The organism is Bacillus sp. AG4(2022), assembly GCF_031844465.1.
Taxonomy (GTDB): domain Bacteria; phylum Bacillota; class Bacilli; order Bacillales; family Cytobacillaceae; genus Bacillus_AB; species Bacillus_AB infantis.
Window position 1 is genome coordinate 72142 of the sequence record NZ_JAUZVH010000006.1, and the last position, 24552, is coordinate 96693.

General features: G+C 44.0%; 19 protein-coding genes and 1 riboswitch. Of the genes, 12 read left to right on the forward strand and 7 right to left on the reverse strand.

What is annotated here, in order from left to right; genetic code table 11:
• Window positions 1-71: 71 nt before the first annotated feature.
• Window positions 72-1316: an exo-beta-N-acetylmuramidase NamZ family protein gene (locus Q9R36_RS16635; RefSeq protein ID WP_396137121.1), complete on the forward strand. Its 1245-nt coding sequence runs from the start codon at window positions 72-74 to the stop codon at window positions 1314-1316.
• Between the two features lie 345 nt (window positions 1317-1661).
• Entirely contained in the window at window positions 1662-2087 is a 426-nt protein-coding gene (locus Q9R36_RS16640; protein WP_311225553.1) for a hypothetical protein, read from the forward strand.
• A gap of 528 nt (window positions 2088-2615) precedes the next feature.
• On the opposite strand, the gene Q9R36_RS16645 is transcribed toward Q9R36_RS16640, so the two are convergent.
• Window positions 2616-3476, reverse strand: a complete 861-nt coding sequence (locus Q9R36_RS16645) for a glycerophosphodiester phosphodiesterase (protein WP_311225554.1) — start codon at window positions 3474-3476, stop codon at window positions 2616-2618.
• A 143-nt stretch (window positions 3477-3619) separates the two neighbouring features.
• Here Q9R36_RS16645 and Q9R36_RS16650 point away from each other — a divergent pair, with 143 nt between their 5' ends.
• Window positions 3620-4351 carry a glycerophosphodiester phosphodiesterase gene (locus Q9R36_RS16650; RefSeq protein ID WP_311225555.1) on the forward strand — a complete coding sequence of 244 codons (732 nt, stop codon included), beginning with the start codon at window positions 3620-3622 and terminating at the stop codon, window positions 4349-4351.
• A 214-nt stretch (window positions 4352-4565) separates the two neighbouring features.
• On the opposite strand, the gene Q9R36_RS16655 is transcribed toward Q9R36_RS16650, so the two are convergent.
• Both Q9R36_RS16655 and Q9R36_RS16660 read right to left on the reverse strand, forming a co-directional pair.
• Window positions 4566-5054, reverse strand: a complete 489-nt coding sequence (locus tag Q9R36_RS16655; RefSeq protein WP_311225556.1) for a sigma-70 family RNA polymerase sigma factor — start codon at window positions 5052-5054, stop codon at window positions 4566-4568.
• Between the two features lie 244 nt (window positions 5055-5298).
• Window positions 5299-5763 (reverse strand): hypothetical protein, encoded by a 465-nt coding sequence (locus Q9R36_RS16660; RefSeq protein ID WP_306009855.1) that lies wholly within the window; start codon window positions 5761-5763, stop codon window positions 5299-5301.
• Window positions 5764-5941: 178 nt separating this feature from the next.
• Between Q9R36_RS16660 and Q9R36_RS16665 the strand changes: the two genes are divergently transcribed.
• Entirely contained in the window at window positions 5942-7075 is a 1134-nt protein-coding gene (locus Q9R36_RS16665; RefSeq protein WP_224949532.1) for a M20 family metallopeptidase, read from the forward strand.
• Between the two features lie 112 nt (window positions 7076-7187).
• Here the strand turns inward: Q9R36_RS16665 and Q9R36_RS16670 are convergent, their stop codons facing one another.
• Window positions 7188-7343 carry a LytR family transcriptional regulator gene (locus Q9R36_RS16670; protein ID WP_311225557.1) on the reverse strand — a complete coding sequence of 52 codons (156 nt, stop codon included), beginning with the start codon at window positions 7341-7343 and terminating at the stop codon, window positions 7188-7190.
• A 182-nt stretch (window positions 7344-7525) separates the two neighbouring features.
• A riboswitch (cyclic di-GMP riboswitch) is annotated at window positions 7526-7611 on the forward strand.
• A 23-nt stretch (window positions 7612-7634) separates the two neighbouring features.
• Here Q9R36_RS16670 and Q9R36_RS16675 point away from each other — a divergent pair.
• Window positions 7635-7769, forward strand: coding sequence for a hypothetical protein (locus tag Q9R36_RS16675; protein WP_022544416.1), 135 nt, complete (start codon window positions 7635-7637; stop codon window positions 7767-7769).
• A 46-nt stretch (window positions 7770-7815) separates the two neighbouring features.
• Here Q9R36_RS16675 and tagU read toward each other — a convergent pair whose 3' ends face one another.
• The gene (gene tagU, locus Q9R36_RS16680) at window positions 7816-8742 is read right to left on the reverse strand and encodes a polyisoprenyl-teichoic acid--peptidoglycan teichoic acid transferase TagU (RefSeq protein ID WP_306009857.1); all 927 of its coding nucleotides are present in this window, start codon (window positions 8740-8742) and stop codon (window positions 7816-7818) included.
• 249 nt (window positions 8743-8991) lie between these two features.
• A complete protein-coding gene (locus Q9R36_RS16685) occupies window positions 8992-9795 on the reverse strand; it encodes a hypothetical protein (protein WP_306009858.1) in 804 nt (267 codons plus the stop codon).
• A 231-nt stretch (window positions 9796-10026) separates the two neighbouring features.
• Between Q9R36_RS16685 and Q9R36_RS16690 the strand changes: the two genes are divergently transcribed.
• The 4 genes from Q9R36_RS16690 (at window position 10027) to Q9R36_RS16705 (ending at window position 16107) form a co-directional block, all read left to right on the forward strand.
• Window positions 10027-12135, forward strand: coding sequence for an S-layer homology domain-containing protein (locus tag Q9R36_RS16690; RefSeq protein WP_311225558.1), 2109 nt, complete (start codon window positions 10027-10029; stop codon window positions 12133-12135).
• Window positions 12136-12284: 149 nt separating this feature from the next.
• A complete protein-coding gene (locus Q9R36_RS16695; RefSeq protein ID WP_156917022.1) occupies window positions 12285-12449 on the forward strand; it encodes a YwzD family small protein in 165 nt (54 codons plus the stop codon).
• Between the two features lie 210 nt (window positions 12450-12659).
• Window positions 12660-13928, forward strand: coding sequence for an S-layer homology domain-containing protein (locus tag Q9R36_RS16700; RefSeq protein WP_009792950.1), 1269 nt, complete (start codon window positions 12660-12662; stop codon window positions 13926-13928).
• A 172-nt stretch (window positions 13929-14100) separates the two neighbouring features.
• Window positions 14101-16107 carry a phosphodiester glycosidase family protein gene (locus Q9R36_RS16705; RefSeq protein ID WP_311225559.1) on the forward strand — a complete coding sequence of 669 codons (2007 nt, stop codon included), beginning with the start codon at window positions 14101-14103 and terminating at the stop codon, window positions 16105-16107.
• Window positions 16108-16219: 112 nt separating this feature from the next.
• Here Q9R36_RS16705 and Q9R36_RS26160 read toward each other — a convergent pair whose 3' ends face one another.
• A complete protein-coding gene (locus Q9R36_RS26160; protein WP_396137118.1) occupies window positions 16220-17923 on the reverse strand; it encodes an S-layer homology domain-containing protein in 1704 nt (567 codons plus the stop codon).
• A gap of 164 nt (window positions 17924-18087) precedes the next feature.
• Here Q9R36_RS26160 and Q9R36_RS16720 point away from each other — a divergent pair, with 164 nt between their 5' ends.
• From Q9R36_RS16720 to Q9R36_RS16730, 3 genes are all read left to right on the forward strand, one after another.
• Window positions 18088-19533, forward strand: a complete 1446-nt coding sequence (locus Q9R36_RS16720) for an MBOAT family O-acyltransferase (protein ID WP_306009861.1) — start codon at window positions 18088-18090, stop codon at window positions 19531-19533.
• Between the two features lie 12 nt (window positions 19534-19545).
• A complete protein-coding gene (locus tag Q9R36_RS16725) occupies window positions 19546-20628 on the forward strand; it encodes a hypothetical protein (protein ID WP_311225560.1) in 1083 nt (360 codons plus the stop codon).
• Window positions 20629-20918: 290 nt separating this feature from the next.
• Complete coding sequence (locus Q9R36_RS16730; protein ID WP_311225561.1) at window positions 20919-24431, forward strand: S8 family serine peptidase; 3513 nt, start codon at window positions 20919-20921, stop codon at window positions 24429-24431.
• The last annotated feature ends 121 nt before the right edge of the window (window positions 24432-24552 follow it).

Here is a 24552-nt window from a genome sequence, read left to right on the forward strand (position 1 = left end):
TGCCTGGATTCCAGGGCTGGGGCTTTTCTCAAAACCAGGGAGGGGTCACATTGAAAAAACGCTTGATCATTATGCTGTCACTGATTCTCGTACTTTCCGCCCTGTCTGCAGCAGCCTTCGCAGATAACGGAAAGCATAAAGGCAAAGATAAGAAAGCGAAGAAATTCGAGCTGGGCATCGAGGTGCTGCTCGATGATCAGAAGGAATTAATAGAAGGAAAGCGCGTCGGCTTGATCACTAATCCAACCGGCGTCGATCAAGAGCTTAATAGTATTGTAGACCTCCTTCATAATGATCCCGAAGTAGAGCTTACAGCCCTGTACGGACCTGAGCATGGTGTAAGGGGAAGCGCGCAAGCCGGGGAATATGTCGAGTTTTATACAGATGAAAAAACGGGTCTTCCCGTATACAGTCTCTATGGAGCAACCAAAAAGCCGACCCCGGAAATGCTGGAAAACGTCGATGTCCTGCTGTTTGACATCCAGGATGTCGGAACCCGCTTTTACACCTATATCTACACCATGGCCTATGCAATGGAAGCCGCAAAAGAGAACGATATCCCATTCATCGTCCTTGACCGCCCGAATCCGCTTGGCGGCACTGAGGTGGAAGGGCCAGTTTTGGAAACACCGTACAAATCCTTTGTCGGCAATTACGAAATCCCGCTTCGCCACGGGATGACCGTCGGCGAGCTTGCCAAGCTGTTCAATGAGGAATTCAAGATCGGCGCAGACCTGACAGTCGTCAAAATGAAGGGCTGGAAGCGGGATATGCTTTATGACGAAACGGGTCTCCAATTCGTCATGCCATCACCGAATATGCCGACATTGGATACCGCCCTAGTATATCCGGGAGCTGCCTTGATCGAAGGCACCAATGTATCGGAAGGCAGGGGAACGACGAAGCCATTCGAGCTGATCGGAGCACCGTTCATCAATGCCGATAATCTGGCACAGCAGCTCAACAGCCTGAACCTGAAGGGTGTCAGCTTCCGGGCAGCATCCTTCACACCATCGATTTCCAAGCACGCCGGCAAACTGTCCCACGGCATTCAGATCCACATCACAGACCCTGATGAATTTGAACCAGTTAAAACCGGACTGCATATCGTCAAAAGCATCCATGACCTGTATCCGGAGGACTTTGCATTCCGTGCTGAAGACAGCCGCGGCATCTCCTTCTTCGACCAGCTCATTGGAAACGGCTGGGTCCGCGATGCCATTGAAGAAGGGAAATCTGTTGAGTGGATTGAATCGCAGTGGAAGGATGAGCTCAAAGATTTTACTAAAGTGCGTAAGGATTATTTGATGTACTAAGCTGGTGCCAGGCACCGCCGCTTTTGATGCGGCGGTGTTTTTGTGTTTTGCGGGGAGATGTTGCCTGCATTGGAGCGATGGGATACAGGAGTGAGTGTTTAGAGGGTGAGTCATGTATACGAAGAGCCTGATGGGATACATGAGAGGGCGTTTAGAAAGTGAGTCATGTATATGAAGAGCCAGATGGGATACATAAGAGGGCGTTTAGAAAGGAAATCATGTATCCCAAACCCTTTCCCTCATTAGCACTCTCCACTCCCTAGCCCTTTACCAAAAACACGCCCCCTTTTACAACCTCCGAAACCGGGTAAAAATAATAAAAACAAACACCAAGGATGTGATACCATGCCGCAGAAAGCCTATTTGATTAATACAAACCGTTCAGGCTGCCCGAATGGCAGGGATGAGAGGGATATGCTGGCCAATGCGAAGTGCGCGGCATATTTTTCGCCATGGAAAGAAAAGATTAAGAAGCTGCAGGAAGGGGATCTCGTATTTTTATATAGCAACAAGAGGGGAATCATCGCACGTGGTGTGGCGACAGGGGTTGTCCAGGCTGCTGATCATGAAGATGAGAACGGCATTCACTGGGATGAGGAATTTTATATGAAGCTCTATGATTTTGATATTTTGTCTTCCCCTATGCCGGCGGCCAATATCTGTCAGACTGCCGGGCATAAGATTATGTTCGGGCAGACATTGACACCGGTGAAAGCAGAAAGCGGGAAAGGGATTTGGGATGAGATTACAAGGCATTATATAAACACATAGAATTCTTCCTGCATCTTCGTTTTATGCCCGGAAATAAATAAAATAGCTTAGAAGCCGCTCCCGGTTTCTAAGCTATTTTTATGGCTTATTCATGATCTGTATGTTTAGAACGTTCGCTGATAATTTTCAGTAGAAGGAATTTGTCCTGTGGGGATAGCATGGCCCAGCTTCCTGCTTTGATTTTCATTAGTACCACTCCTTGTGTTTTTTGATTGATAAAAAAACGAATATTCTGCGGCAGCTAGATGAGTAAACCAACAATGTAACAGCAAGACCTTTTTTCTCTATGATAGTTTTCCCTAAATTCTTATTATCTTTATACCGCCATTTATTGTAAATGAAACAAAAGAAATATTGACAAGATACGACTCTATTCACGGGGCTTTTTCTTATTTCCTGAGAAATATTTGTCTGATTGCCAGAGAGAATCCAAAATCACGGAGATTAGTGGCTGATTGCAATAAGGGTATGTCGAAAAGAAGATAAAAAAACTTCCCGTCGAAGGAAGTTTTTTTAGGTTTTTGCTGATTATTCTCTCAGGTCAGAATTACTGATCACCTCTGTCAAAGTATCAGAGAAATCCGTGAACGCCCCTGTTATTCCCCAAGAGACCCCTTCTTCCATCTCATTCTGCTTATTAATAGTATAAGGATGGACAAGCAGTCCATTTGCCCGCGCCTTTTTTACATATTCTTCATCGATCATATTATAATTCGGGCCAATGCCGGCTGCGTACTTCTGCAGCTTCTTGATGTCCTGATCTGTCAACACAGCCTTTTCTTTGTAGGAGATCAGCTGGATCAGAGGGATGTCAGGTTCATTCCGGTGAATCCTTTTCAGACTTTTGCTGCTGAAAGACTGGATGATTACCCGGGCATTGTCCTTTTTGCTGCCTATCAGGCCATACTCATGCAATAGCCTTAAGAGTTCTGCCTCCATTCCGGGATATAAATCAGGAGACTTGGTTTCTATATAATAGTTCACACTGCTTCCGAAATGCTGAAAGATTTCCTCTAACGAAGGAGCCTTCAGGCGGCTGTATGCCGGGTCGGCATAACCGGGATGCTTGCGGTTGAACCAGGAACCCGCATCAAGCTGCTTCAGCTCCTCCAATGTAAAAGACTGGACGGCACCTGATCTATTCGTCGTGCGGTCAACCTTTTGGTCATGCATGGCAGCGAGCTTGCCGTCCTTCGTCATCTGCAGATCAATTTCAATATAGTCTGCGCCAAGCTGGGCGGCCATTTCATAGGAAGCAATCGTATGCTCCGGGGCATAGGCCGAGGCACCGCGGTGGCCGATGACAATAAAGCTGTCTGATGGATGCTCACTGGCTGAGCATGCACATATGATCAGTAGTAAACTAAAGGAAACAAGAAATGTTTTCACACGATAGCACCTTTTTCTTTTCGTTCGTATCGGTATGCCTGATTCTGTCCGGTTGTAAAAGTTGTTTGTAATTTTTAGCGGATTTTTCTTTTAGATTGTTTTTTTGTGGTATAACGAAATAAGAAGAAAGAGGAGGGGAAAGCGTGTCAAAAACTAAAATTTACGCTCACCGCGGCAGCAAGGGCACATATCCGGAAAATACGATGCCGGCCTTTGAAGAAGCAGTGAGGCTCGGAGTCGACGGTATTGAACTGGATGTCCATCTTTCAAAGGACGGCGAGCTGATTGTCATCCATGATGAGAAGGTCGACAGGACGACTAATGGCAAGGGGAATATCCGGGATATGACTCTTGAAGAACTTAAACGGCTGGATGCCGGTTCCTGGTTCAGGGAAGAGTTCGCCGGAACAAGGATTCCTGTTCTTGGCGAGGTGCTGAAGCTGCTCAAGGGATCAGGCATCAGGCTGAACGTTGAAATCAAGAGTGATGCGATTCCTTATGAGGGCATTGAGGAAAAGGTGCTCGAAGCACTCGAGAAATATGAATATAAATCCCATGCGATTATTTCATCCTTTAATCATTACAGCCTCAAGAGAGTCCATCAGCTGGATTCTGAAATTGAAACGGCCATCCTGTTCATGGAGGTGTTGTATGAGCCGTGGAAGTATGCTGCTGGAATTGGTGCATCAGCACTGCATGTCTATGCGCCGGTTGCCTATGCGGAGGCAAGCAGGGAGGCGGAACGCAACCAGTTCCCGGTCCGTGTGTTTACGATCAATAAAGAAGAACAGATGCGTGAGCTGCTTGACCTCGGGGTGGACACCATCATGACGGATTATCCGGAAAAGGCGATGCAGGTTCGGGATGCGAGATAGGTTAAACAGCCGCTGTTTGTTGGGCGGCTGTTTTTTGTTTGGGGTGCCAGTCACCATCCCCAAAAAAAAGCCGGGCGTGCTGGTGCCAGTCAGCAGGCCGGACTTTCAAAAATGGGGTAAAACGATGATAAACCTTGGTATAGCTCTACTATACAGTTCCCCGTCTATGAAATAGTTATAGTCTGGTTAAAAATGGTTACAGAAAAGTTACAGTTCAACTAAAAATTTCCCGGTTTCCTTTAAGCCTCTCCTTAGCGCCTTTCCGCCATGCCTTGACTGCAGACAAAGAAACCTTTTCCCTTGCTGCAATTTCCGGAACAGTCAAGTCCTCCAGCACCGTGTACATCACCCATTTTGTCTGATTATCTGTCAGTTCCCCGCAGTATGAGAGGATCAGTTTTTTCTCGAACGGCACTCTAGAATCAGCATCCTCGATATTTTCCCAGAATTCTTCCTTCGCATAAACCTTCTGTTCTTCCTCTCTATTGTTTCGGGTCATTTCTGTCAGGAACTTGCCTTTGATAGTGGTGTAGGCAAAATTAGTGAACTCGCCTTTTTCCGGCCGGAAGTTTTCATGTGCTTCCCAAAGGGCAATCAGGCCAATCTGCAGGAATTCATCTTCATTTTTATAGATGGATAGTGTGCGGATGATCTTCCGGATCATCGGCTGGTATTGTTCTGCAAGCATTTCAAAGTTTTCCATGCGGACTTTCCTATCGGGCGGCGCGCCTGCCAGGTATTCCCGGGTAAGTTCAGCATAGTTGGGAAATAAATTGTTTGCGAATTAGGGAAAATTTCTTTTTTAGTACTTTTTTATCTTAAAAATGATATTTTTTATAAAAAATTCGTATAAAAATCATGGGAAATAAGAAAAAATGAAAAAATGCCAATTTATCAGAAAATCAAGAAAACCATCCTTAAATAAGAAAGGTTTTGCAGGAGAATTCTTATTTCTGCTTATAATCCCAAAGGATCCGCCAGCCATCCTCCATCTCGGCCGCAAACACATCCTGCACTAAATTGAAATTTCCGTACTTCCCTTTGTATGTCTGGGTAACCGTGACTTTATAAACCTTAGGAAAGGCTTCCCCGCCATCTGCCATCCTCCAGTTCTCAAGCTTCTCCGCCTTGCCAAGCTCATAGGAAAAGGTATTGACCCCGAAATGGTTCAAGAAGACGTGAGCCCGGTCCTGGATATAGGGGCCTTTATCAAATTTCTTTTTCATTGCCGGATGGAAAAGCTCCCAGGAAGCTGAAAAATCGCCTTTCTGCTCGTATGTATAAAACTCATCCACCGTGCTGATGGCCCGCTTTTCTGCGGAAGGCAGGACGAGCCGGATAAGGAAAAAGAGGGCTGCACAGGCAATGAGAATCACGATGAGCTTAACAGGGAATTTGCCGCGTTTTTTCATTGCGCCCGGCCTCCTTTAGACAAGTTATAAAAAGATATTCGCCAGTGAGGAAAAATATCACCGGACAAATTTATCTTGTTAACATTCTCCAATTGTGAAACATAAACAAAATAGTAAGGTATAATCGATACATAACAAAAGTGCATAATTGCGGCTCATTTTTATGGAGGGGTAAAAAGTGGAGGTTTTTATACGAAGCAGGCAAGGGGAAATGCTGGAGCTGATCGAAAGGCTCGTCAATATCGACAGCGGTTCCCACAATAAAGAGGGGGTAGATAGAGTAGGCTCTATCCTGAAGGAAGAGTACGAAAGGCTCGGGTTCCTGGTACAGGTCGACGAACAGGAGAAGTATGGCAATAATCTGATCATCAGGCACAAAAATGCCATTGATCCGAAGATCATCCTTGTTGCCCATATGGATACGGTATTTCCTGACGGAACAGCAGCCAAAAGGCCGTTCCGGATCGAGGGGAACAGGGCGCTGGGGCCGGGTGTGGCGGATATGAAATCCAGCCAGGCTGAGCTTTTATATGCTTTGAAGGCATTGATAGCGAGCGGGACAAAGGGATATGAAAATGTCCTGATCGTGCTGAACACAGATGAAGAAATCGGCTCACCGGCATCCAAGAAGCTGATCATCGGGCAGGCGGCAGGCAAGGAGTATGCCCTGATTATGGAGCCTGCCAGGAAGGACGGGTCGCTTGTCTCCTCAAGGAGGGGAGGCGGCCGCTACAAAGTGATCGTTAAAGGTCGAGCTGCCCACTCGGGGATTGAGCCGGAAAAAGGGCGCAGCGCGATTGAGGAGCTGGCCCATAAGATCATCCAGCTTCATGAGCTTAACGATCATGAAAAGGGAATCAGCGTCAATGTCGGACTGATCGAAGGCGGTTCGGCCGTCAATACAGTATCGCCAAGCGCGGTCGCCCATGTGGACATCCGCATCACCGATATGGAGCAGGCGAGATTCCTTCAGGAAAAAATTGAGGAAATCTGCTCCCACACCGATGTTCCTGGCACAAGGGTGGAGGTCAAGGGCAGAATCAGCCGCCCGCCGATGGAGAAGAATGAGCAGAATGAATCGCTTCTTCATGTCATTCAGGAGGTCGGCAAGGAAATTGGGCTTGAGGTTTCCGATACGGCGACAGGCGGCGGATCTGACGCCAGCTTCACCTCTGCCAATGGCGTTGCGACAGTGGATGGGCTCGGGCCTGTCGGCGGCAATGCCCACAGCGAAAATGAATATGTAGAAATTCCGACGCTTGCGGAAAGGACGCTGCTTCTGGCGAAGACGATCCAGCGGCTGTCGGAATAGAAGGAAGACAGCCATTACGGAACTGCAGTCAGAAATTAACCTGACAGAAGTGAGGAGTCCTATTGTGGCTGTCTTTCCTGTTCCATTTATAGGCCTGGAGAATTTGAAAGCATTACAATTCTTTCACCATCAGCTTCTTTCTTCTGTCGGCCAGCTGTTGATTGAGCTTCTTCTCTATTCTATCAAGCTGTTCGATTGTTTTAACATCCTGATTAATATAACGGATAGTCTTTTTTATTGATTTAGGCAGTCTGTCAAAATCCTTCATGTAAATAGCACCTCATAGGAATCATACAGGATTCAAGAAATTTATCAAGAAAGAAGATACAATGGAATGTTCAGAAATGAGCATAAAGACCTAAATGAAATCTTAAGGATTACTGGAATTGCCAAGATATTTTGTTTATGATATAAAAGTCCTGTTTAATAAAGGGCAGATAGTTCCGATATAAATACCAAAGGCAAAATCATTGAAAAATGATGACGCAAAGCTAAAGGGGCCTCTATTCAGTCGATAAGGCCAGCCAGCTGCCATCACTTGTAAAGGAGATGTCAAACCTTGAAAAGAAATTGGACCACACCGGAAGAAATCAAGAGGAAGAAACAGCTGAAAAAGCGACTGCTCTACATTTCAATCCCTGTAGTAACCGTACTGGCCAGTGCAGTTGTAACGATACTCGCCAACCAGATTTAACTAGATAAAAAGGGCCGATATCTTTTGGATACCGGCCCTTTATCATTTATAAGCTTAAATGGTTCTTCATTTCCGACTGAATTCTGCCCTTTTCTTCATCTGAAACCATTAAATACCATATGTTATCAATTCTTTCTCCGGTTCCCTCGATGGAAATCTGTTCAATATCCTTAGCTGCATTTTTATAGTGTTTCTGAATGTCAACCATTTCACCAAAGGCAAGATTTGTTTTCACATTCTTACCCAGTGCTGAGAAAATCTCATCGTAATTGGCTAATGAAGAAACACTTACTCCCTTTTTAAGTACAGCCTGGATAATCATTCTTTGGCGCAGCTGGCGGCCGAAATCGCCTCTAGGGTCTTCATATCGCATTCTTGAAAAGGCAAGTGCCTTTTTTCCATCCATTGTTACAGTACCTTCAGGGAAATGATACCCGCCAGAATCAAAATCTAAATCATTGTTAACAGTAATGCCGCCGACAGAGTCGACAATGTCGCGGAAGCCTTCCATGTTGATCTGCATATAATAGTCAATCGGTATGTCCAGGAAGTTTTCAACAGTATCCATCGCCATAGGTACCCCGCCGAATGCGTAGGCATGGTTAATTTTATCAGTGGTACCATGTCCGATAATTTCTGTTCTAGTGTCCCTGGGAATACTCAGCATTTTAACCGAATTCTTTTCAGGGTTGACTGTCAGGACAATCATCGTATCTGAACGGCCCTTATCTCCGTCACGTTCATCTACACCGAGCATGAGAACTGAAAAGGGATCTCTTTTTTCAAGAGTGACTGTCTCCTGGCGCTTTTCGGACTTTTCCCGTTCTATTGGCTGATGCATCGTTTCTACAGCAGAAGTCAGCGAATGATAAACAGAATATGCATAGACGCCAACTGCAGCCGCCAGGATGACAGCAGCAATTGCCGTAATCTGTAGCCACTTTCTTTTCTTTTGCTTTTTAGTTGGTTTCATTTCATTTTCCTTTCAGCCGAGTCTATTGAATGGTTTAACTATGTCATAAACGATAGCATAACATTATAGAGGACTAATCTGTATAGCAGTTTATTCCCAGCTCTTTCTTATATTGTTATGCTGAAGATTATTTGTAAATGTGTCTAATCACCTAATTAGGATACATAAAAATACTAAAATGGAAAAAAGTTATCCTGCAAACCTTTTTCCCAATGAAAAAAGAACAAACCTGTGTGGTTTGTTCCAATTTTATAGTGCACTTTTCGCTTTATCAAGCAGTGCGCTCTCTCTTGCTTTTTTAGCATTCTCATATTTGGTTTTAAAGGTTGCCGCATGGGAAGAACTGAATCCGTTCTTTTTCAAGTCCTGCTCTAATGCCGCATAAACATATTGGAAAGCTCCATCAGTACTATTCTCTAAAGCGTGGCCAGCCTCACTGTACTTACGGTAAAAATAAGTAACAGATATGGATTCATCGTTCGCTTTCTTTGTGTGATATTCGCTCACTGCCTGTGAAACCAGTGAATTAAGCCGCTCATTTGCCTGGCTTTCGAGCGATTCAAAGGTCGGCTGGTATTTTTGCTTTATGCTTGCTACGGTTACTGGATTATCTTTTTTAGCATCAGGTTCTGTGCCGGCACCTTTATTTCCAGCTGTGGCGGGTGATTGGGTTTTAGGCGAAGCTTGCTTAGATCCATTCTGAGCAGCTTGTGCCTGTTTCCCGGCCTTCTCGGCTGTTCCAGAAGAAGTCCCCGCTTCTGCACTGGTGGAAGTGCCAGAAGCAGCCCCGCCATCGCTGCCTTCGCTGGAATCAGCAGTTGATTCATTATCAGTACTGGCTTGTTCCCCATCTTCACCAGGAAGGACAATATCGTATTCCTGATCAACTATTTCCTCGACTTTTGCATCAGCCACATCGTACGTTTTTATTTTTAGAAAATAAAGTAACGTCCCGCCTCCGCCAATCAGAAGAACTAGAAAAGTGATGAATATATATTTCCAAACCTTGCTCCTGCTATTTTTCTTTCTCTTTCTTTTTCTCTTACCTTCCATGAACGTGAAGTTCTCCTTTCAGATTCAAATAATAAAATCTTACCATATAAAATAGGAAAGAAAAGAAAAATATTGTAAAATATAAAGTGTTTTACAATATTATATAGATAAATATAACCAGAACCATTGAATAAGTTAAACCGATAAAGTATGATAGTACTAGATTTTCCGCTCCTTCAAAATATATACATATTTTACATAGGAAGTAAAAAATAAGAGGTGCAGTATTTTATGAAGAAATATCCATTCAGCAATAAAACCGTCAAAGCCATCCTGGCTGCGACTATCGCTTTTTCACCGGTTGTCACAACAGGCATTTTCACAGCGTCAGAAAAAGTTGAGGCTGCCGAAGCTACATCCACTGATGCTTTGAACAGAATGACGCTGATTTACAGCAATTTCTCAACCGAAGAGAAAGCTGTTTTTAATAAGGCTGCTAACGGACTTAGCTCTTTTGGAGCTGGAGATTGGACAGCTGTGCTGACTCCAGCAACAGCTCAAAAGATTAATGACCAATTAGGTGATTTAGACGCACCATTGAATAAAGTTACAGCCGAGGGCATTGCAAAAGAATTATCCTTGCTTGTTTTTACCGCTAATTCTGCTAATCTTGATACACAGTTAAACGACTTTAAGGAGTCTGATGAAGGCCGTGCGTTTGAGGAAATTGTCGGAACTGGCTCTATTGACACTGTTCTTGAGTTCCTTGTTGATTCGGAGAAACTTCTGTGGGAAAAATACCTTAGCAAGAACCTTGCAGACTTATTTGAAGTAATACTAACAGGTTCTATTGAAGGTATTACCGCTGAAATAAGGGATGAACTGCTAAATTCTAATACAAAGTATAAAGAATTGAATAATAAGCTAGCTTCAAAGATGGGAACTAGTCTTGAAGGTATCTTTGATATTAAAGATAATATTAATAATAAGTTAGTTTCGAAAAGTATTCTGAGTTCAAATGATTTGGATACATTAAGAGGGGCATTCATTATGGCTGCCAAAAAGGCTGGTAACCCTAACACACCATCGTCTGGAGGCGGAATCGGCGGAGGCGGCCCAGTCCCAACCCAGCCGTCTAACCCTGGCCAAAACGACGTAACCCTCCCGGCTGATTCGTCTGTCATTGAAAAGGTGACGAACTCTTCAGGTGTGACAGAGGTTGTGACAAAGGTTGTACCTGAGAAGGTGCAGGAAATCGTGGCTGCCATTACTTCTGAAAAGAGCGTCGTACCAATTACACTTGAGAGCGTTGGTGCAGGAGAGGATGTTAAAGCAGAAGTTCCTGCTTCCCTTTTCAGCGAAGCATTGAAAAAGAATGTCAAAGCGGTTGTTGCTGTCCGTACAGAGGAAGCTTCATATAATCTGCCGGTATCAGAAATCAATGTCAGTGCCCTTGCGAAAAAGCTTGGTGTCAGCGAAAGCAGCTTGAGCCTTACAGTAGCTGTCAACGTGGTAGACCTAAGCAAAGTAAGCGGTACAGTTTCAAAGAACAGCCTGAAGCTTGCATCAAATGTTATCGAGTTTTCTGTTCAGGCTGTATCAGGCAGCAAAACTGAAACGATTTCTGTCTTCGGTTCTTATGTAGAAAGAAACATTGTTGGAAGCAAGACGTTTAATGCTGAAAAGTCTGTTGCAGTTAAGTTGAATGACAATGGAACATTCTCAGCTGTCCCAACACTGTTTGACGGCAAAACTGCAACAGTGAAGTCATTGACGAACTCTAAATATACAATTGTGGAAAACGATGTTACATTCCCTGATGTTAATAATAAGAGCTGGGCAGAGGAGTATATTGAAACCCTTGCTTCGAAATACATCATTAAAGGGAAAGAAACAGGCAAGTATGATCCGGCCGAGCATATGACACGAGCGCAATTTGCCGTTCTCCTGGTCCGTGCATTAGGTCTTCCCGGACAAGCATATGATCATACCTTCAAGGATGTAAGCGGAAAAGAGTGGTTCAACAAAGAAGGCGAATTGATGGCGGCAGTTAAATATGGCGTTATTCAAGGCATCGGCGACGGCACTTTTGCTCCTAATGAAAAAATCACACGTGCCCAGGCGGCAGCCATGATTGAGCGTGCCATGAACATTAAATTCTTGAACTATGATAAATCTCAGCTTGATAAGTCGAAAAAGCTGTCTGACTTTAAAGATGCGAAGAAAGTCGGCGGTTGGGCTCAAAAAGGTGTAGAAGCCGTTTACCAGGCTGGCATCGTTTCAGGTAAGCTGGATGGAAACTATGATCCTAACGGATATACCCAGCGTGACCAAATGGCTAAGATTCTGGCTAACTTCCTGATCTCTGCCAATCTGATGAACGATACAATCAATAAATAATCACTGGAGACGCTGGAAGGAATCTTAACTTTCCAGCGTCTTTTTATACAAGTAATCTATTTAATATACACTTGTAATCTGTTTGTTGTTTACACTGCCGCGCTGTTCCTTTATAGTAATAGATATTACGAATTGGAAGGTATATGGAAATGTCTGAAAAACAAAAATACTTCTTTGATATATTGAAAGAGGCGCATAAGAGCGGGACAAGCGACAGCCAGCTTTCGACAGAAGAATTTATCAAGGATCTCCAAAAAAAACTAATTGAAATTTTTCCGCTGGATTCTGGAAACAGAAGTGATACCTCCAGCTAAGCTTAGGCAGTTCAAGATTATAATGAACTGTCTTTTTTTTTGCCATAATTAATTAATCCGAGAGAATACTGGAATAAATAATAGGTATTATTTACATGTATTACAAAATCTTTAAATTTGTTAAGATATCATTGCAAACCCTTTTATGCTTATATAAAGCACGAGGGCGCAATCATACTTATATAGTTTCTAACAGGAGGAAACAAGAACATGGCAAACGCATTTCAAAAATTTGCTGCTGCAGGTACAACTGCTGCAATAGCAGTAGCAGCAGTTGCTCCGGCAGCTTCAGCATCAGAATTTCATAATTTTAAGGATGTCAGCTCTAATTATGATGAAGCAGTTACCTTTTTCTATTTAGCGGACATTATTAAGGGGAAGTCTGATACTGAGTTTGGCACAAATCTGAACCTTACCAGAGGCGATGCTGCAGTCATCATGGCTAATGCCCTGGATTTAGATACAAACAATGCACCTGATGCAGGATTTACGGATTTAATTCCAAGGATTGAAGGCGCTGTCAACGCTTTAGCTGCTGAAGGCATCATTTCTGGAAAAGATAAAAAGACATTTGCTCCGAACGAACCGCTTTCAAGAGGAGCTATGGCGAAGATTCTTGTGCTCGGTTTTGGACTGGAGGATTTTGCGGCTGACACTCCATTCACGGATGCTGTTGGTGTCTTCGGCCCTTATATTGAAGCCATTTACGGTGCTGAAATTACAAACGGGAAAACAAAAGATTCATTCGGAACCAACTTGAAGATTACGAGGGGCGAGTTCGTTAACTTGCTATATAAAACCTACGAAGCGGTATTTGAGAATATGTACATGCCGCTTGCTGAGGAAGTCACTGTAATTAATTCCACTTCATTTACTATAGCTTTGGATGAAGCCGCTCCTGAGGACTATACTGCTAAAGATGTATATAGCCTTTTCTATGTAGATGTTGAGCTCGCTGGTGACTTCGTCATGGAGTTAAAGCCTTCAAAATTGAGTTTATCGGCAGACCGCAAGACGTTAACAGTAGAACATAACGATTTGGCAGGGAAGCAGGGATGGCTGTATGTTGATGACGTGGAAACCGCATTTGATTTTGCGCCGCCGGCAGCAGGTGTTGGTTCTATCACGCTTGAAGGCGTAACAGCTCCGGCAGTTTTCGATTTTAATGGGGGCACTGCTGCCTCAGTTGTTCTTCCTGCATCGAACGGTACTGCTAATCTTAATGCTATGGAAATGACAGTTGTCGACAGCATTTCTGCAACACAGGTTGAAGTGACGCTGAAAAGCACAGATGTAGAGTCTGTGAAAGCTGGCATAGGAGCCAACTGGGGGACATTGACTCATACGGACGGCAAATGGAAGCTGATCGATCACCCAAAATATGATGTTATTCCTGCCGGAAATTATGTTCTGGAGGCTCCGTTTACAGATCAGTCTAACAACACAACAACTCTTACTTTAAATGTAAAAGTTCAGTAACAAGAAAGAAGCCGCCGATGCGGCTTTTTTTTTTGACATCATATTGCGCTTGTAGAACCATAATATACCAATTGTTTTCTTCCGAGTTCAATCGACAAAATCTATGAAAATATGGTAAAACTATATGGTAGATACATAAATTGGTACATTTTATAAATCAAGGGGGCAAATTGTGTTAAATAAAAAGAAGTTGATTTCTGTTTGTTTGTCATTCGCGCTTGCTGTACAGGCTGGTTCCTTCCTGGCTCCGGGCATGGCTGCCTCGGCCGCAGAGGCTGAACAATTCCAGGTTTCACCTGGAGTGAAGTATAAGGAAAATCGTGAGGTTATTAATTCCTATAATCAATCTATTAAATTTCTTGAAGTAAATATGGCAGATCCATATACAAAGCTTGATCTTTCCATACCTTTGCCGCTCAATACAATCTCAACTGTTTCTGCTCAGGCGAAGCTTAATCATAGAGAAGGAAATCGTGTGGTAGGTGCGGTTAATGGATCGTTTTTTGACATGAGCACAAAGTTGCCGATGTACTTGATTTCATACCGTAATAAAGTAATGAATACAGGGATCATCGCTACAGGCTCTGATCAGTATGTCAACAAGCCGGTGGCTTTTGGCATCAACAGTCAGGGCAAGCCGCAGATTGAGTCTTTCAATCTTTCGATGTCTGCTGTTCATAATAATCGTACAGTGAATATTACCAGCATGAATAAAATAAGGAATTATGATGACCTTATTTTGTTTACGCCGGAATACGCAAACGGCTATACGAATACAAACCAATATGGGATGGAAGTCGTCTTCTCCAATGCTTCTAAAAACAGGGACCTTGAGTTCGGTGATGTGATTACAGGCACAGTCAGCCAGATCCGCGCACACGGCGACATCACGAACACCAAAATCCCGGAAGACGGATTTGTTCTTTCTGCCCACGGTACGAGCCTGCCGGCGTTAAAAGAAATGAAGCCCGGTGATACCGTAGAGATTGCCATCAATATTGATGATAAATGGAAGAACTCTGAATATATGCTGGCGAGCGGCCCGCTTCTTGTCAATAATGGCAAGGTCGATCTGGGGATGGATCCTAACAGCACAAGGGCAAGGGAAAGGGCCCCCCGAACCGCTGTAGCCATCGATAAAACGATGAGTAAAGTATTCCTGGTGACTGTGGATGGAAGGCTAGCAGAAAGCAAGGGGATGAACCTTACCGAGTTCGCTCAATATCTTGTGAAGCTGGGAGCCTATAAAGCTCTTAATTTGGATGGAGGCGGGAGTACGGCCATCATCGCCCGCAAAAACGGCAATGACTTGGCCACACTGATGAATAAGCCGTCTGATGGCAGGGAAAGGGCTGTATCCACTTCCCTTCAGGCAATCAGCACAGCTCCTCTTTCAGAGCCAAAATTCTTGAATGCGGCATTATCCGCTTCAGGGGAAATTGTGAAAGGATCATCTTTAGCTGTCAATATAACCAGTGTTCTTGACCAATTTTATAATCCGCTTCCGAAAGATCCTTCCAAACTGAAACTGAGCAGTACAATCGGTGAAGTCTCTGGGAATATAGTAAAAGCAACGACAGCGGGAACCGGAGTGATAACAGCTTCTTATGGGAACGCAGTGAAGCAAATCCCGATCACTGTAGTGGAAGAGCTGGCCAAGTTCTCCGATGTCGGCTACAGTTCACCATACTTTGATTCTGTTGCTTTCCTGACAGATGGGAGAATCATTAATGGATATAATGATGGAACTTTCAGGCCGGGAGCATCATTAACAAGGCTGGATGCAGCGCTGCTGATAGCAAGGGCACTTAAGCTGGATACTGCCAATGCCCCATACGCAGGCTTTGCGGATGTACCGAAGGAATACCGTTATGCCAAGGAAATCTCAGCTGTCGCAGCTGCAGGAGTGATAAAAGGAAAGGAAGGAAATCTATTTGATCCGAATGCCAACCTGACCAGGGCTGAAATGGCCGTAATACTCCAAAGGGCCTTTAAGCTGACAGGCAATGCCCCTATCCGATTCTCTGATATGCCTCCTTCAAGCTTTGCTTACGAAGCAGTGGGGTCTTTGATTGCCAATAAGGTGACAGAAGGGTTTAAAGACAATACCTTCCGGCCTGGCGACACGGTAAACAGAGGACAGTATGCATTATTCCTGTACAGGATTTTAAGCAGATAAGCCGGTCGTTAATGCTCTGCTAAGCAGCTGGCCCAGCCGGAAATAGACTGCAGCAACATAAAAAAACCTAAAAAAGGAACACCTCCCAAATATAATAGAGGTGTTCCTTTTTTTATTTCCTAAAGGCGCGCGCCAGGAGACTTGCGAATTCCGCTCTTGTAATCGAGCTTCCGGGGGAGAATTGGCCGCTGCCATTCCCTTTTGTGATATTATTCTGTGCCAATGCCTGAATCGCCTCATAAAATCCATGATCGGGCGGAACATCGGTGAACACGGGATCGGCGGGCGTGTAGTTTAACTTGTACCCCAGGGCAATAACCCTGGCGAATTCTTGCCTGGACATTTCGTCATATGGCCTGAAAGCTTCAGAGTCTGATAGAATGCCAGCCTGGACAAGCTTCATCACGGAACTGTAAGAAAAATGATTCGCAGGGAGGTCCTTAAAGGCTGCCTGGAACCCGCCCGCTTCAGGGAGGTCAATTGACCTGTCCAGCATGACTGCTGCTTCCGCTCTTGAGATGCTGGCATTCGGCCTGAAGGAGCCGTTGCTTTCACCTTTTATGATTCCTTCTCTCTTCAGCATGCTGATATCATCCCTTGCCCAATGCTTATATATATCTGTAAACCACAGTTTTTCCATCGCTCGGGTCAGGAAGACGGAAAACTGTGCTCTTGTCACCTGGTCGTTAGGCTTGAAGGTGCCATTAGAATAGCCGGAAGTGATACCGTACTCATAAATCGTTTGTATATATGGCAGTGCCCAGCTTGCATCCGAAACATCAGTAAATTGCTTTGTTCCAGACAGCGGGAGCTTAAATGCCATTGTTAATATCTTGCTCATCTCTGCCCGGGTCAGGGCATTCGTGCCGGAAAAGGCTGCCCCGTCCTGGAGGATCCCTTCTTCTACAAGTGCTGAAACAGCTTTGTACTCTGTATTCGTAACTGAAAGATCTCTAAACGAAGGAATCTTCCTGTTCTCGAGAGGAAGATTGAGCACCCGTGCTGTCATGATGGCCTGCTGGCTGCGTGTAATGCTGTCATTTGGTTTGAACAATCCATTCTTATAGCCGTTTATGTATTCAAGCTCTGAAAATCTATTAATCTCATTTTCTGCCCAATGTCCAATTGTATCGGCAAAAAAATGTTGGTTCTTAGGATAATAGCTGATCGCCTGTCTGCCCATCTGCACCCAGGAAGCTTCAAAGTTTTTACGGCTGACCGCCCGGTTTTTGGTTTTATAGAGCGGGTCATTGATATACACATACTGTGAATCATAGCCTGTCACCAGAACACTGTGCTCTCTGTATGTAATGCTGACCTTCCCTGTGCTGGTGTTCCATGTCTGAAATTGCGAAGTGGGAAGCGCTCTGAAGCGTGAGTTGGTAATGACCCAGACTGTAGAACCCTTATCTATCATTTTATATATGTAAGAAGGATAAAGCCCTGTTAAATTAACGGTTCTTCCTGGCAGATAATCTTCTGCAAGCTCTGCTATAGGGCCGTTATATACGCCGTAGCCGGGAAGGGAATATGTATACATGTTTCCAACGAAGCCGTCGTATGGATTTCCGTGGAGCCCGTTCTGTTTAAATGGAACCTTTTTGATCTGCTTGGCCAATGTCATTTTATCCGCTTTGGCACCTGCATCCAGCAGCATCATGGCAAGGCTTGTCACCTCACAGCCCCTTGGCAGCTCCGGCAATTGTTTTATATGGGGGGCATCCAGCAGCTTCTTGGCTGAAGCCTCTTCCTCCAGGAGGGCAAGAGTGAAAATAAATCCTATCAACACCGTAAAAAATAGTTTTCTTAAGTGCATTACAGCCTCCTTAAATGTTTTAGCGCATTGATGAGAAAGCTTTTTAAGCAGGCTTTATCAACGAGCATAGGAATCGTAGCATTTTTCGGCAAAGTATGACAACTGCCTTTATATCTAGTATAATTGACCAGTAAAACTTACAACTTAACAGAGGTGCAGGCAAATTGCTTTTCAATTCTTATGAATTCATTTTTTATTTTTTGCCAATTGCTTTTTTGGGATATTTTTTTCTTCACTATATGAAGCAAGGGACAGCAGCCAAGTTGTGGATTGTCGCAGCTTCCCTGTTTTTCTATGCCTGGTGGAACATAAGCTATCTGCCGCTGATTTTGATATCCATGCTGGTTAACTTTGCAATAGGGACCTGTCTTGGGGGAATGGAAGAGATCAAGAAAAGAAAGATTGTATTGACCCTGGGAATTGTATTCAATGCCGGCCTGCTCGGCTATTTTAAATACACAGACTTCTTCCTATCCTCTCTCAATACATTTGCAGGAGATGCATTCCCGCTGCTTCATCTGGCTCTTCCGCTTGCCATAAGCTTTTTTACCTTTCAGCAGATCGCCTATCTGGTTGACAGCTACCGCTATGAAACGAAGGGCTATAAACTGCATGAATATATGGTTTTTGTGAGCTTTTTCCCGCAGCTGATTGCCGGTCCGATTGTGCACCACAGTGAAATTATGTCAGAGTTCCATAAAGAGGGAAGCGGCCGCCTTCAGGCGAAGAATATAGCACTTGGCCTTTTTATTTTCGGGATTGGACTATTCAAAAAAGTCATGATTGCCGATTCTTTTTCAGTATGGGCCAATGATGGCTACAGCAGGATTTCCGAATTGAATTTTGCGGAGTCATGGATCGTCTCCTTATCTTATACGTTCCAGCTTTATTTTGACTTCAGCGGCTATTGCGATATGGCTGCGGGTGCTGCCCTGCTTTTCAATATCAGGCTCCCTATTAATTTCAATTCTCCGTATAAGTCTCTTAATATCCAGGATTTTTGGCGGAGATGGCATATGACGCTGGGCCGTTTCCTGACGCACTATATCTACTTTCCGCTTGGCGGGAATAGAAAAGGGCCGTTCAGGACTTATATCAATATTATGATCATCTTTTTAGTGAGCGGTTTTTGGCATGGGGCAGGGTGGACCTTCATCTTTTGGGGATTCCTTCACGGGGCTGCCTCTGTGGTATACAGGTGGTGGAGCAGGAAGGGCTTCAAGATGCCGGCAATCCTCGCCTGGTTTATCACCTTCAATTTTGTCAATATGGCTTGGGTGTTTTTCCGGGCCGAAAGCTTTGCTCAGGCTGTCCTTATGCTGAAAATCATGTTTGGGTTCATCAATTTTGAGCTGCCGACAAGAGCTGCAGCAGTGCTCGAGCCGTTGACAGGGCTGAACCTCATGCCGGACAGGGCTATGTTTTACACGTTTCCGAGCTTCATCATGATTATATTGGCCTTATTCATTGTGACTTTAAGACATAATTCCTTTGAAATGATGCACAGATTCAAGCCTTCAGCGTTCAATATGGTTTTTCTGGCCATCATTTCAATTGTGTCGATCCTTCAGCTCGGCAAAATCTCTGAATTCCTATATTTCAACTTTTAAGGAGCAATGACAGTGGAAATGTCGTATAAGCGATTTATAACAGGTTTCTCTCTTATATTTATTGTCCTGGCTGTCATTCTGATGGGACTGGTATATGTATCAGATCCTTATGTCTACTACCACAAAGAAGGCATCTATAAACGTACATTCATAAAAAATTTTAATATGAGATACCAAATGGCAGGGATGATCCGCAATCTCGATTATGATACCGTGTTTATCGGTACCTCAATGGCGCATAATTTCAAGGAGGAAACCATCGACAGGAAGCTCGATGCAGCATCCCTCAATGCCTCCATATCCGGGTCTTCGGCTCATGAGCAGAAAAAAGCTGCAGAGCTCGCCGTCAAATCAAAGGACATTAAAAAGATTTATTGGGAAATCAATTATGATTCTCTGGCAGGCGAACCTGACAGGAAGGATGCTACTTTTCCCGAATATCTTTATGACAGAAATATCATCAATGATCTGCCGTACCTGCTCAGCTATGATGCCTTGAAGAAAATAGACTATCAGTATCATAACCAAGATAAAGTGAATATGGATGCTGATCCGCGGTCCTATTACAAATTTGGTGAGAAAAGGCCGCCTCTTACAGTCAGCGGGATGAAGGAGCAGCTGGAAGGAATATCCGCTCCGCCGGCCGCATCGCATAATACAGAGAGCTATATGGAAAGCTTCCGGACCAACATGCTGTCCATGGCAAAGAAGCATCCGGATATAGAATTCACCTTTTTTTATACACCATATCCAATCACACGGCATGTGGTTGTAGATGAAGGGAAGCCAGTTATTACAGCAGACAGGCTTCAGGTCAAGAAGGATATCTTTAAAGAACTTGATTCTTTAGGAAATGTGGAAGTTTATGATTTCCAGGATGAATCAGAGATAACCTTCAATGTATCCAATTATATGGACAGATCGCATTACTTCCCCTATGTAAACGATTGGATGCTTGACGAAATGAGCAAGGGGAACAGCATTAAAACCCTGGCAGAATACGACCAGAAAATCAGCAATATGAGAGAGCAGATCAAAAATTTCAAATATGCACAGCTGAAAGAAAATAGCAGTGAAACGGCTATGAATAAATAAGAAGGCATCCATTCGGGTGCTTCTTTTTTTTAGAAAGTACTATTAAGTGCAGAGCGGAACAAAGCAGCCCGGCGCTCACTATCCATTCTCTGATAACAATATTTTTAAAATGAAACATTTTTCATTTCCATCCGTCTATATAGTAGGAATATATTGGTTTAGTATGTATATATTTACTATTGTGCAGTTTACTGCTGATGAAGCTTTTTATAAGAATCTTGTATTCCTGTTTTGCGCAGATTCAGGGTTGAGAGTTTAGAAGAAATCAGAAGCTATTAGGGGGAAGAGTGATGGGAGAATGGAAGAAAAGCTTTGCCTCGATTGGGCTGAGTGCAGGTTTGCTGGCGGGTGCAGTTATTGCTCCGGTTAACGTGCTTGCAGAATCTAACGGGGGCCAAAAGGTCAGCATCGCTTCAAGCTTGAAAGATCATCGACTGCTTAAGGACAAGCTGGAAGCCGGGGAAAAGCAGCTGGTCAGTGAAGATACGCTTATTATTAAATATAAGGGAACCATCTCAGCGGCAGAGCACAAGCGGATGGGTTCAATTGTGATAAAACAGATAGCTGATTTAAACTATTCAGTGGTCAAGGTTCAGGATAAAAAGAAGCTTCATGAAGTGATTGGCAAATATCAAAAAAACAGCAAGGTCCAGTCGGTCAGCCCTGCTGTTATGTACAAGCCTCTCGGGCTTCAGGATCCTAAGCTTGGGGAGTCTTATCATTTAACAATGCTTCAAGCAGAAAAAGCCCAGAAACTTGCCGGTAAAAATAAAGTAAAGGTAGCAGTCATTGACCAGGGTGTTGACAGCAGCCATCCTGATTTGAAGGGACAGCTCCTGTCAAGCTATAATACGGTCAATCCAATGAATCCGGGAATGCCAGATTTTCACGGGACACATGTTGCTGGGATCATTGCCGGCAAAAAAGATAATGGAATAGGTGCATATGGGATAAATCCGAATGCTCAAATTCTGCCGATCGATGTGTTTGACAGGGGCTGGGGTGCTTCCGACTATGCAATTGCCCAGGGCATTATGCAGGCTGTCAAAAGTGGTGCCAAAGTGATCAACATGAGCCTTGGCGGCCCGATGAAGTCACCAATCATTGAGGAGGCTGTGAAAAAAGCTCTCGCAAAAAATATTACCATTGTGGCGGCTGCCGGGAATACCGGTGATGATACCATCAGCTACCCTGCGGCTTATGAAGGGGTCATCAGCGTATCTGCCGTAGATAAGTACAAAAAAATAGGAGACTTTTCTTCCTATGGCCCATCGATTGATGTAGCTGCACCTGGGGCTGATGTATACAGCACCATCTACGAGCCGGAGAAGAAGTCAACCTTCAGAACGCTGAGCGGAACATCAATGGCCTCACCGATGGTAGCTGCAGCTGCGTCACTTCTTTTGTCCAAGCATCCAAATCTCACCCCGTCCCAGGTCGAATATATCCTGGAGCACACGGCCGATGATCTTGGAACAGCAGGCTACGATGTTAAGTTCGGAAGCGGTCTAATCAACCCGGTTAAGGCGCTTCAATTTGATATCAAGAAGGTTCCTTCCATTGTGAATAAAGCAAAAACGCCAAAAGAAGTACAGACGGCTGCAGAAACCATAGACAGCAGCAAAAAAATTGTGAAAAAAGGGGCCTTAACCAAGCCTAATGAAGAAAAGTGGATCAAGTTCAATGTAAAAGAGGGAGAATACATCCAGGCTTCCCTGCTCGGTTCCAGCCAGTATGATTATAAAATGATGATCCATTTCTATTCTCCAAAAGGCGGGAAAGAAATAATAGATGTTAATAAAGTAAGAGAAAATAAAACGGAAGGAAAGCTGGTAAAAGCGCCTTTCACAGGAACTGTGGCAATTGGCGTAAAAGATGCAAATGGAAGCTATGATGATTCGGCTAAAAAGCTTTCGCAATACGAGCTGAGTGTGGAAAAGCTTACGGTCCTTCCGGAGGACGAGTCGACAGCGGCGAATCCATTAAAAGTGGATACTCTGCCTTATGACTCCAAGAAAAGCCTGACCTTCATAGGCGAAAACGGAGATGATGACTATTTAAGCTTCAAAGCTGAAGGGGAAGAGCAGCAGGTGATTAAAATTACGTCGACAGGTGTTGCCGGAATAGACTCAACCATCAGCGTGTATCCTCTTGACATGATCTTCCCCGGGGATATGGGGGAGATGAGCGAGGAGGAGAAGGAACAGTATATCTATGAACTCCTTGAAGGCGAGGAACCTGTTGAGCCTATGCATTATGTCAATTCGAAAGGGCGCGGTGAAGGGGAGGTCCTTACCTTTACAGCGGATCCTGGCATGGAGTATCTAATCAAAACTTCCAGCAAAAAAAGCAATTACTATGGAATATATGATTACTATATGAACTATGAGCTGTTCGAAGAGGATAATGAAATAGAATCTTCCATTTATCCGTATTCAGTGAAGATTGAAGGAAAAGTTCTTCCTCCGGATGAAGACGGCCTGCCATTCTATGATGAAGGAAGCACTGAAGAGAAAGTCGGATCTGCCAGCAGCGGCTTGGGCACACTGGAACAGAAACGGAATATCTTCCGTGCAGCAGCGGAAGAGGATTCTTACGAAAATTATGTGGCAGCAATACAAGAGATGGCTCTGCCATATAAAATCGGAGGGACGGCTTCAGGATACCTGCAGACGTTCGAGGATGAAGACTGGTTTAAGCTCGAACCGTCAGAGACAGGCATTTACCAGTTTAGTATGCTGAACAGCACTGACATACCGATGCTTGAAATCTATCAGGTTGTGAAGGAAAAGGATGAAGAAGGAACAGAGCATACGTATCTGAATCAGATTGGATCAAATATCAGCTATAATATGTTCATTGATACAGATAAATCTCTGTATACCGGCTTGAAAAAAGGTGAAAATTATCTGGTTAAAGTGAATACAAATTACTATAGCAATCAGATTTCTTTTTCTCCATTCCAGTTCACTTCAAAGCTGATTGTAAAAAATCCTCAGGATAAGTATGAGGATAATGATAAGATGGAAAAGGTGAAAGATCTGCCTGGCATGACGGTCCAAGGAAACTTTGCGATGCCGGGTGACCAGGATGTATTCTATCTGCAATCCAAATCAGAACAAATCTATGGAATCACATTGGAAAAAGAAGAGGTGCCGGCAAGCCTGAAGAAATATCCGAAGGAACTGCTTGGCAGCTTCTATGGATTTGTTGCAGTCATTGAAGACAAGAATAAGAACCGAAAAGTGGATGAAGAAGAGTATAATTATATCCAATATATCGAAAAAGGCATTGATTATGGAAACACGTTTGGTTCTTTTAAAGCGGAAAAAGGCAAGAACTATATTCTGGCCCTCTCCAGCTTCACAGATTCTGCTGTTCCGTTAAGCCTTGTCCCGTATAAGCTGACATTGGCCTCGACAAATAAGAAGGATGAAGATGCAGGAAACAAGGTCCGGAACAATATTGCCTCTAAGCCGGTTAAACTGAAGCAAAAGGGCAATATGTGGGAGGCCAGCGGATTTTTGAATGCGGGCGTGCCAAATGGAGATGAAGACTGGTATGAGTTTACCCTCAAAAAGGACAGCAGCGGAAGAATCAAGCTGGAAACCGGAATAGAATCTGACGGAAAAATTGCTCTTTATCAGAATGGAAAGCTGGTATCATCTGCTGATTTTTATCCTGAGGGAGATGCAGAGGTACTGAGCGTGAACCTGAAAAAAGGAACCTATCAAATCAAAGTAAATGATTATTTCCGAGGGGCCACCATTAAGCCTTATAAGCTGAAAGTACATCTGAAATAAGTGATGGAAAGCGGCTTTGAAACAAAGCCGCTTTATTCTTTCCCTCATGAGGAGACGGACTTGAAAATCTTGTTAAATCCCAGTAATCATCAGCTGCGGCCCTATTTCATTTTTATGGTAT

Excerpts from the sequence above, each read along its gene's own strand:
- Q9R36_RS16695 (WP_156917022.1), top strand. The coding sequence starts at position 12,285 with ATGTCTGAAAAACAAAAATACTTCTTTGATATATTGAAAGAGGCGCAT.
- Q9R36_RS16640 (WP_311225553.1), top strand. The coding sequence starts at position 1,662 with ATGCCGCAGAAAGCCTATTTGATTAATACAAACCGTTCAGGCTGCCCG.
- Q9R36_RS16635 (WP_396137121.1), top strand. The coding sequence starts at position 72 with ATGCTGTCACTGATTCTCGTACTTTCCGCCCTGTCTGCAGCAGCCTTC.
- Q9R36_RS26160 (WP_396137118.1), bottom strand. The coding sequence starts at position 17,923 with ATGCACTTAAGAAAACTATTTTTTACGGTGTTGATAGGATTTATTTTC.
- Q9R36_RS16690 (WP_311225558.1), top strand. The coding sequence starts at position 10,027 with ATGAAGAAATATCCATTCAGCAATAAAACCGTCAAAGCCATCCTGGCT.
- Q9R36_RS16660 (WP_306009855.1), bottom strand. The coding sequence starts at position 5,763 with ATGAAAAAACGCGGCAAATTCCCTGTTAAGCTCATCGTGATTCTCATT.
- Q9R36_RS16685 (WP_306009858.1), bottom strand. The coding sequence starts at position 9,795 with ATGGAAGGTAAGAGAAAAAGAAAGAGAAAGAAAAATAGCAGGAGCAAG.
- Q9R36_RS16670 (WP_311225557.1), bottom strand. The coding sequence starts at position 7,343 with ATGAAGGATTTTGACAGACTGCCTAAATCAATAAAAAAGACTATCCGT.
- Q9R36_RS16700 (WP_009792950.1), top strand. The coding sequence starts at position 12,660 with ATGGCAAACGCATTTCAAAAATTTGCTGCTGCAGGTACAACTGCTGCA.
- Q9R36_RS16730 (WP_311225561.1), top strand. The coding sequence starts at position 20,919 with ATGGGAGAATGGAAGAAAAGCTTTGCCTCGATTGGGCTGAGTGCAGGT.
- Q9R36_RS16655 (WP_311225556.1), bottom strand. The coding sequence starts at position 5,054 with ATGGAAAACTTTGAAATGCTTGCAGAACAATACCAGCCGATGATCCGG.
- tagU (WP_306009857.1), bottom strand. The coding sequence starts at position 8,742 with ATGAAACCAACTAAAAAGCAAAAGAAAAGAAAGTGGCTACAGATTACG.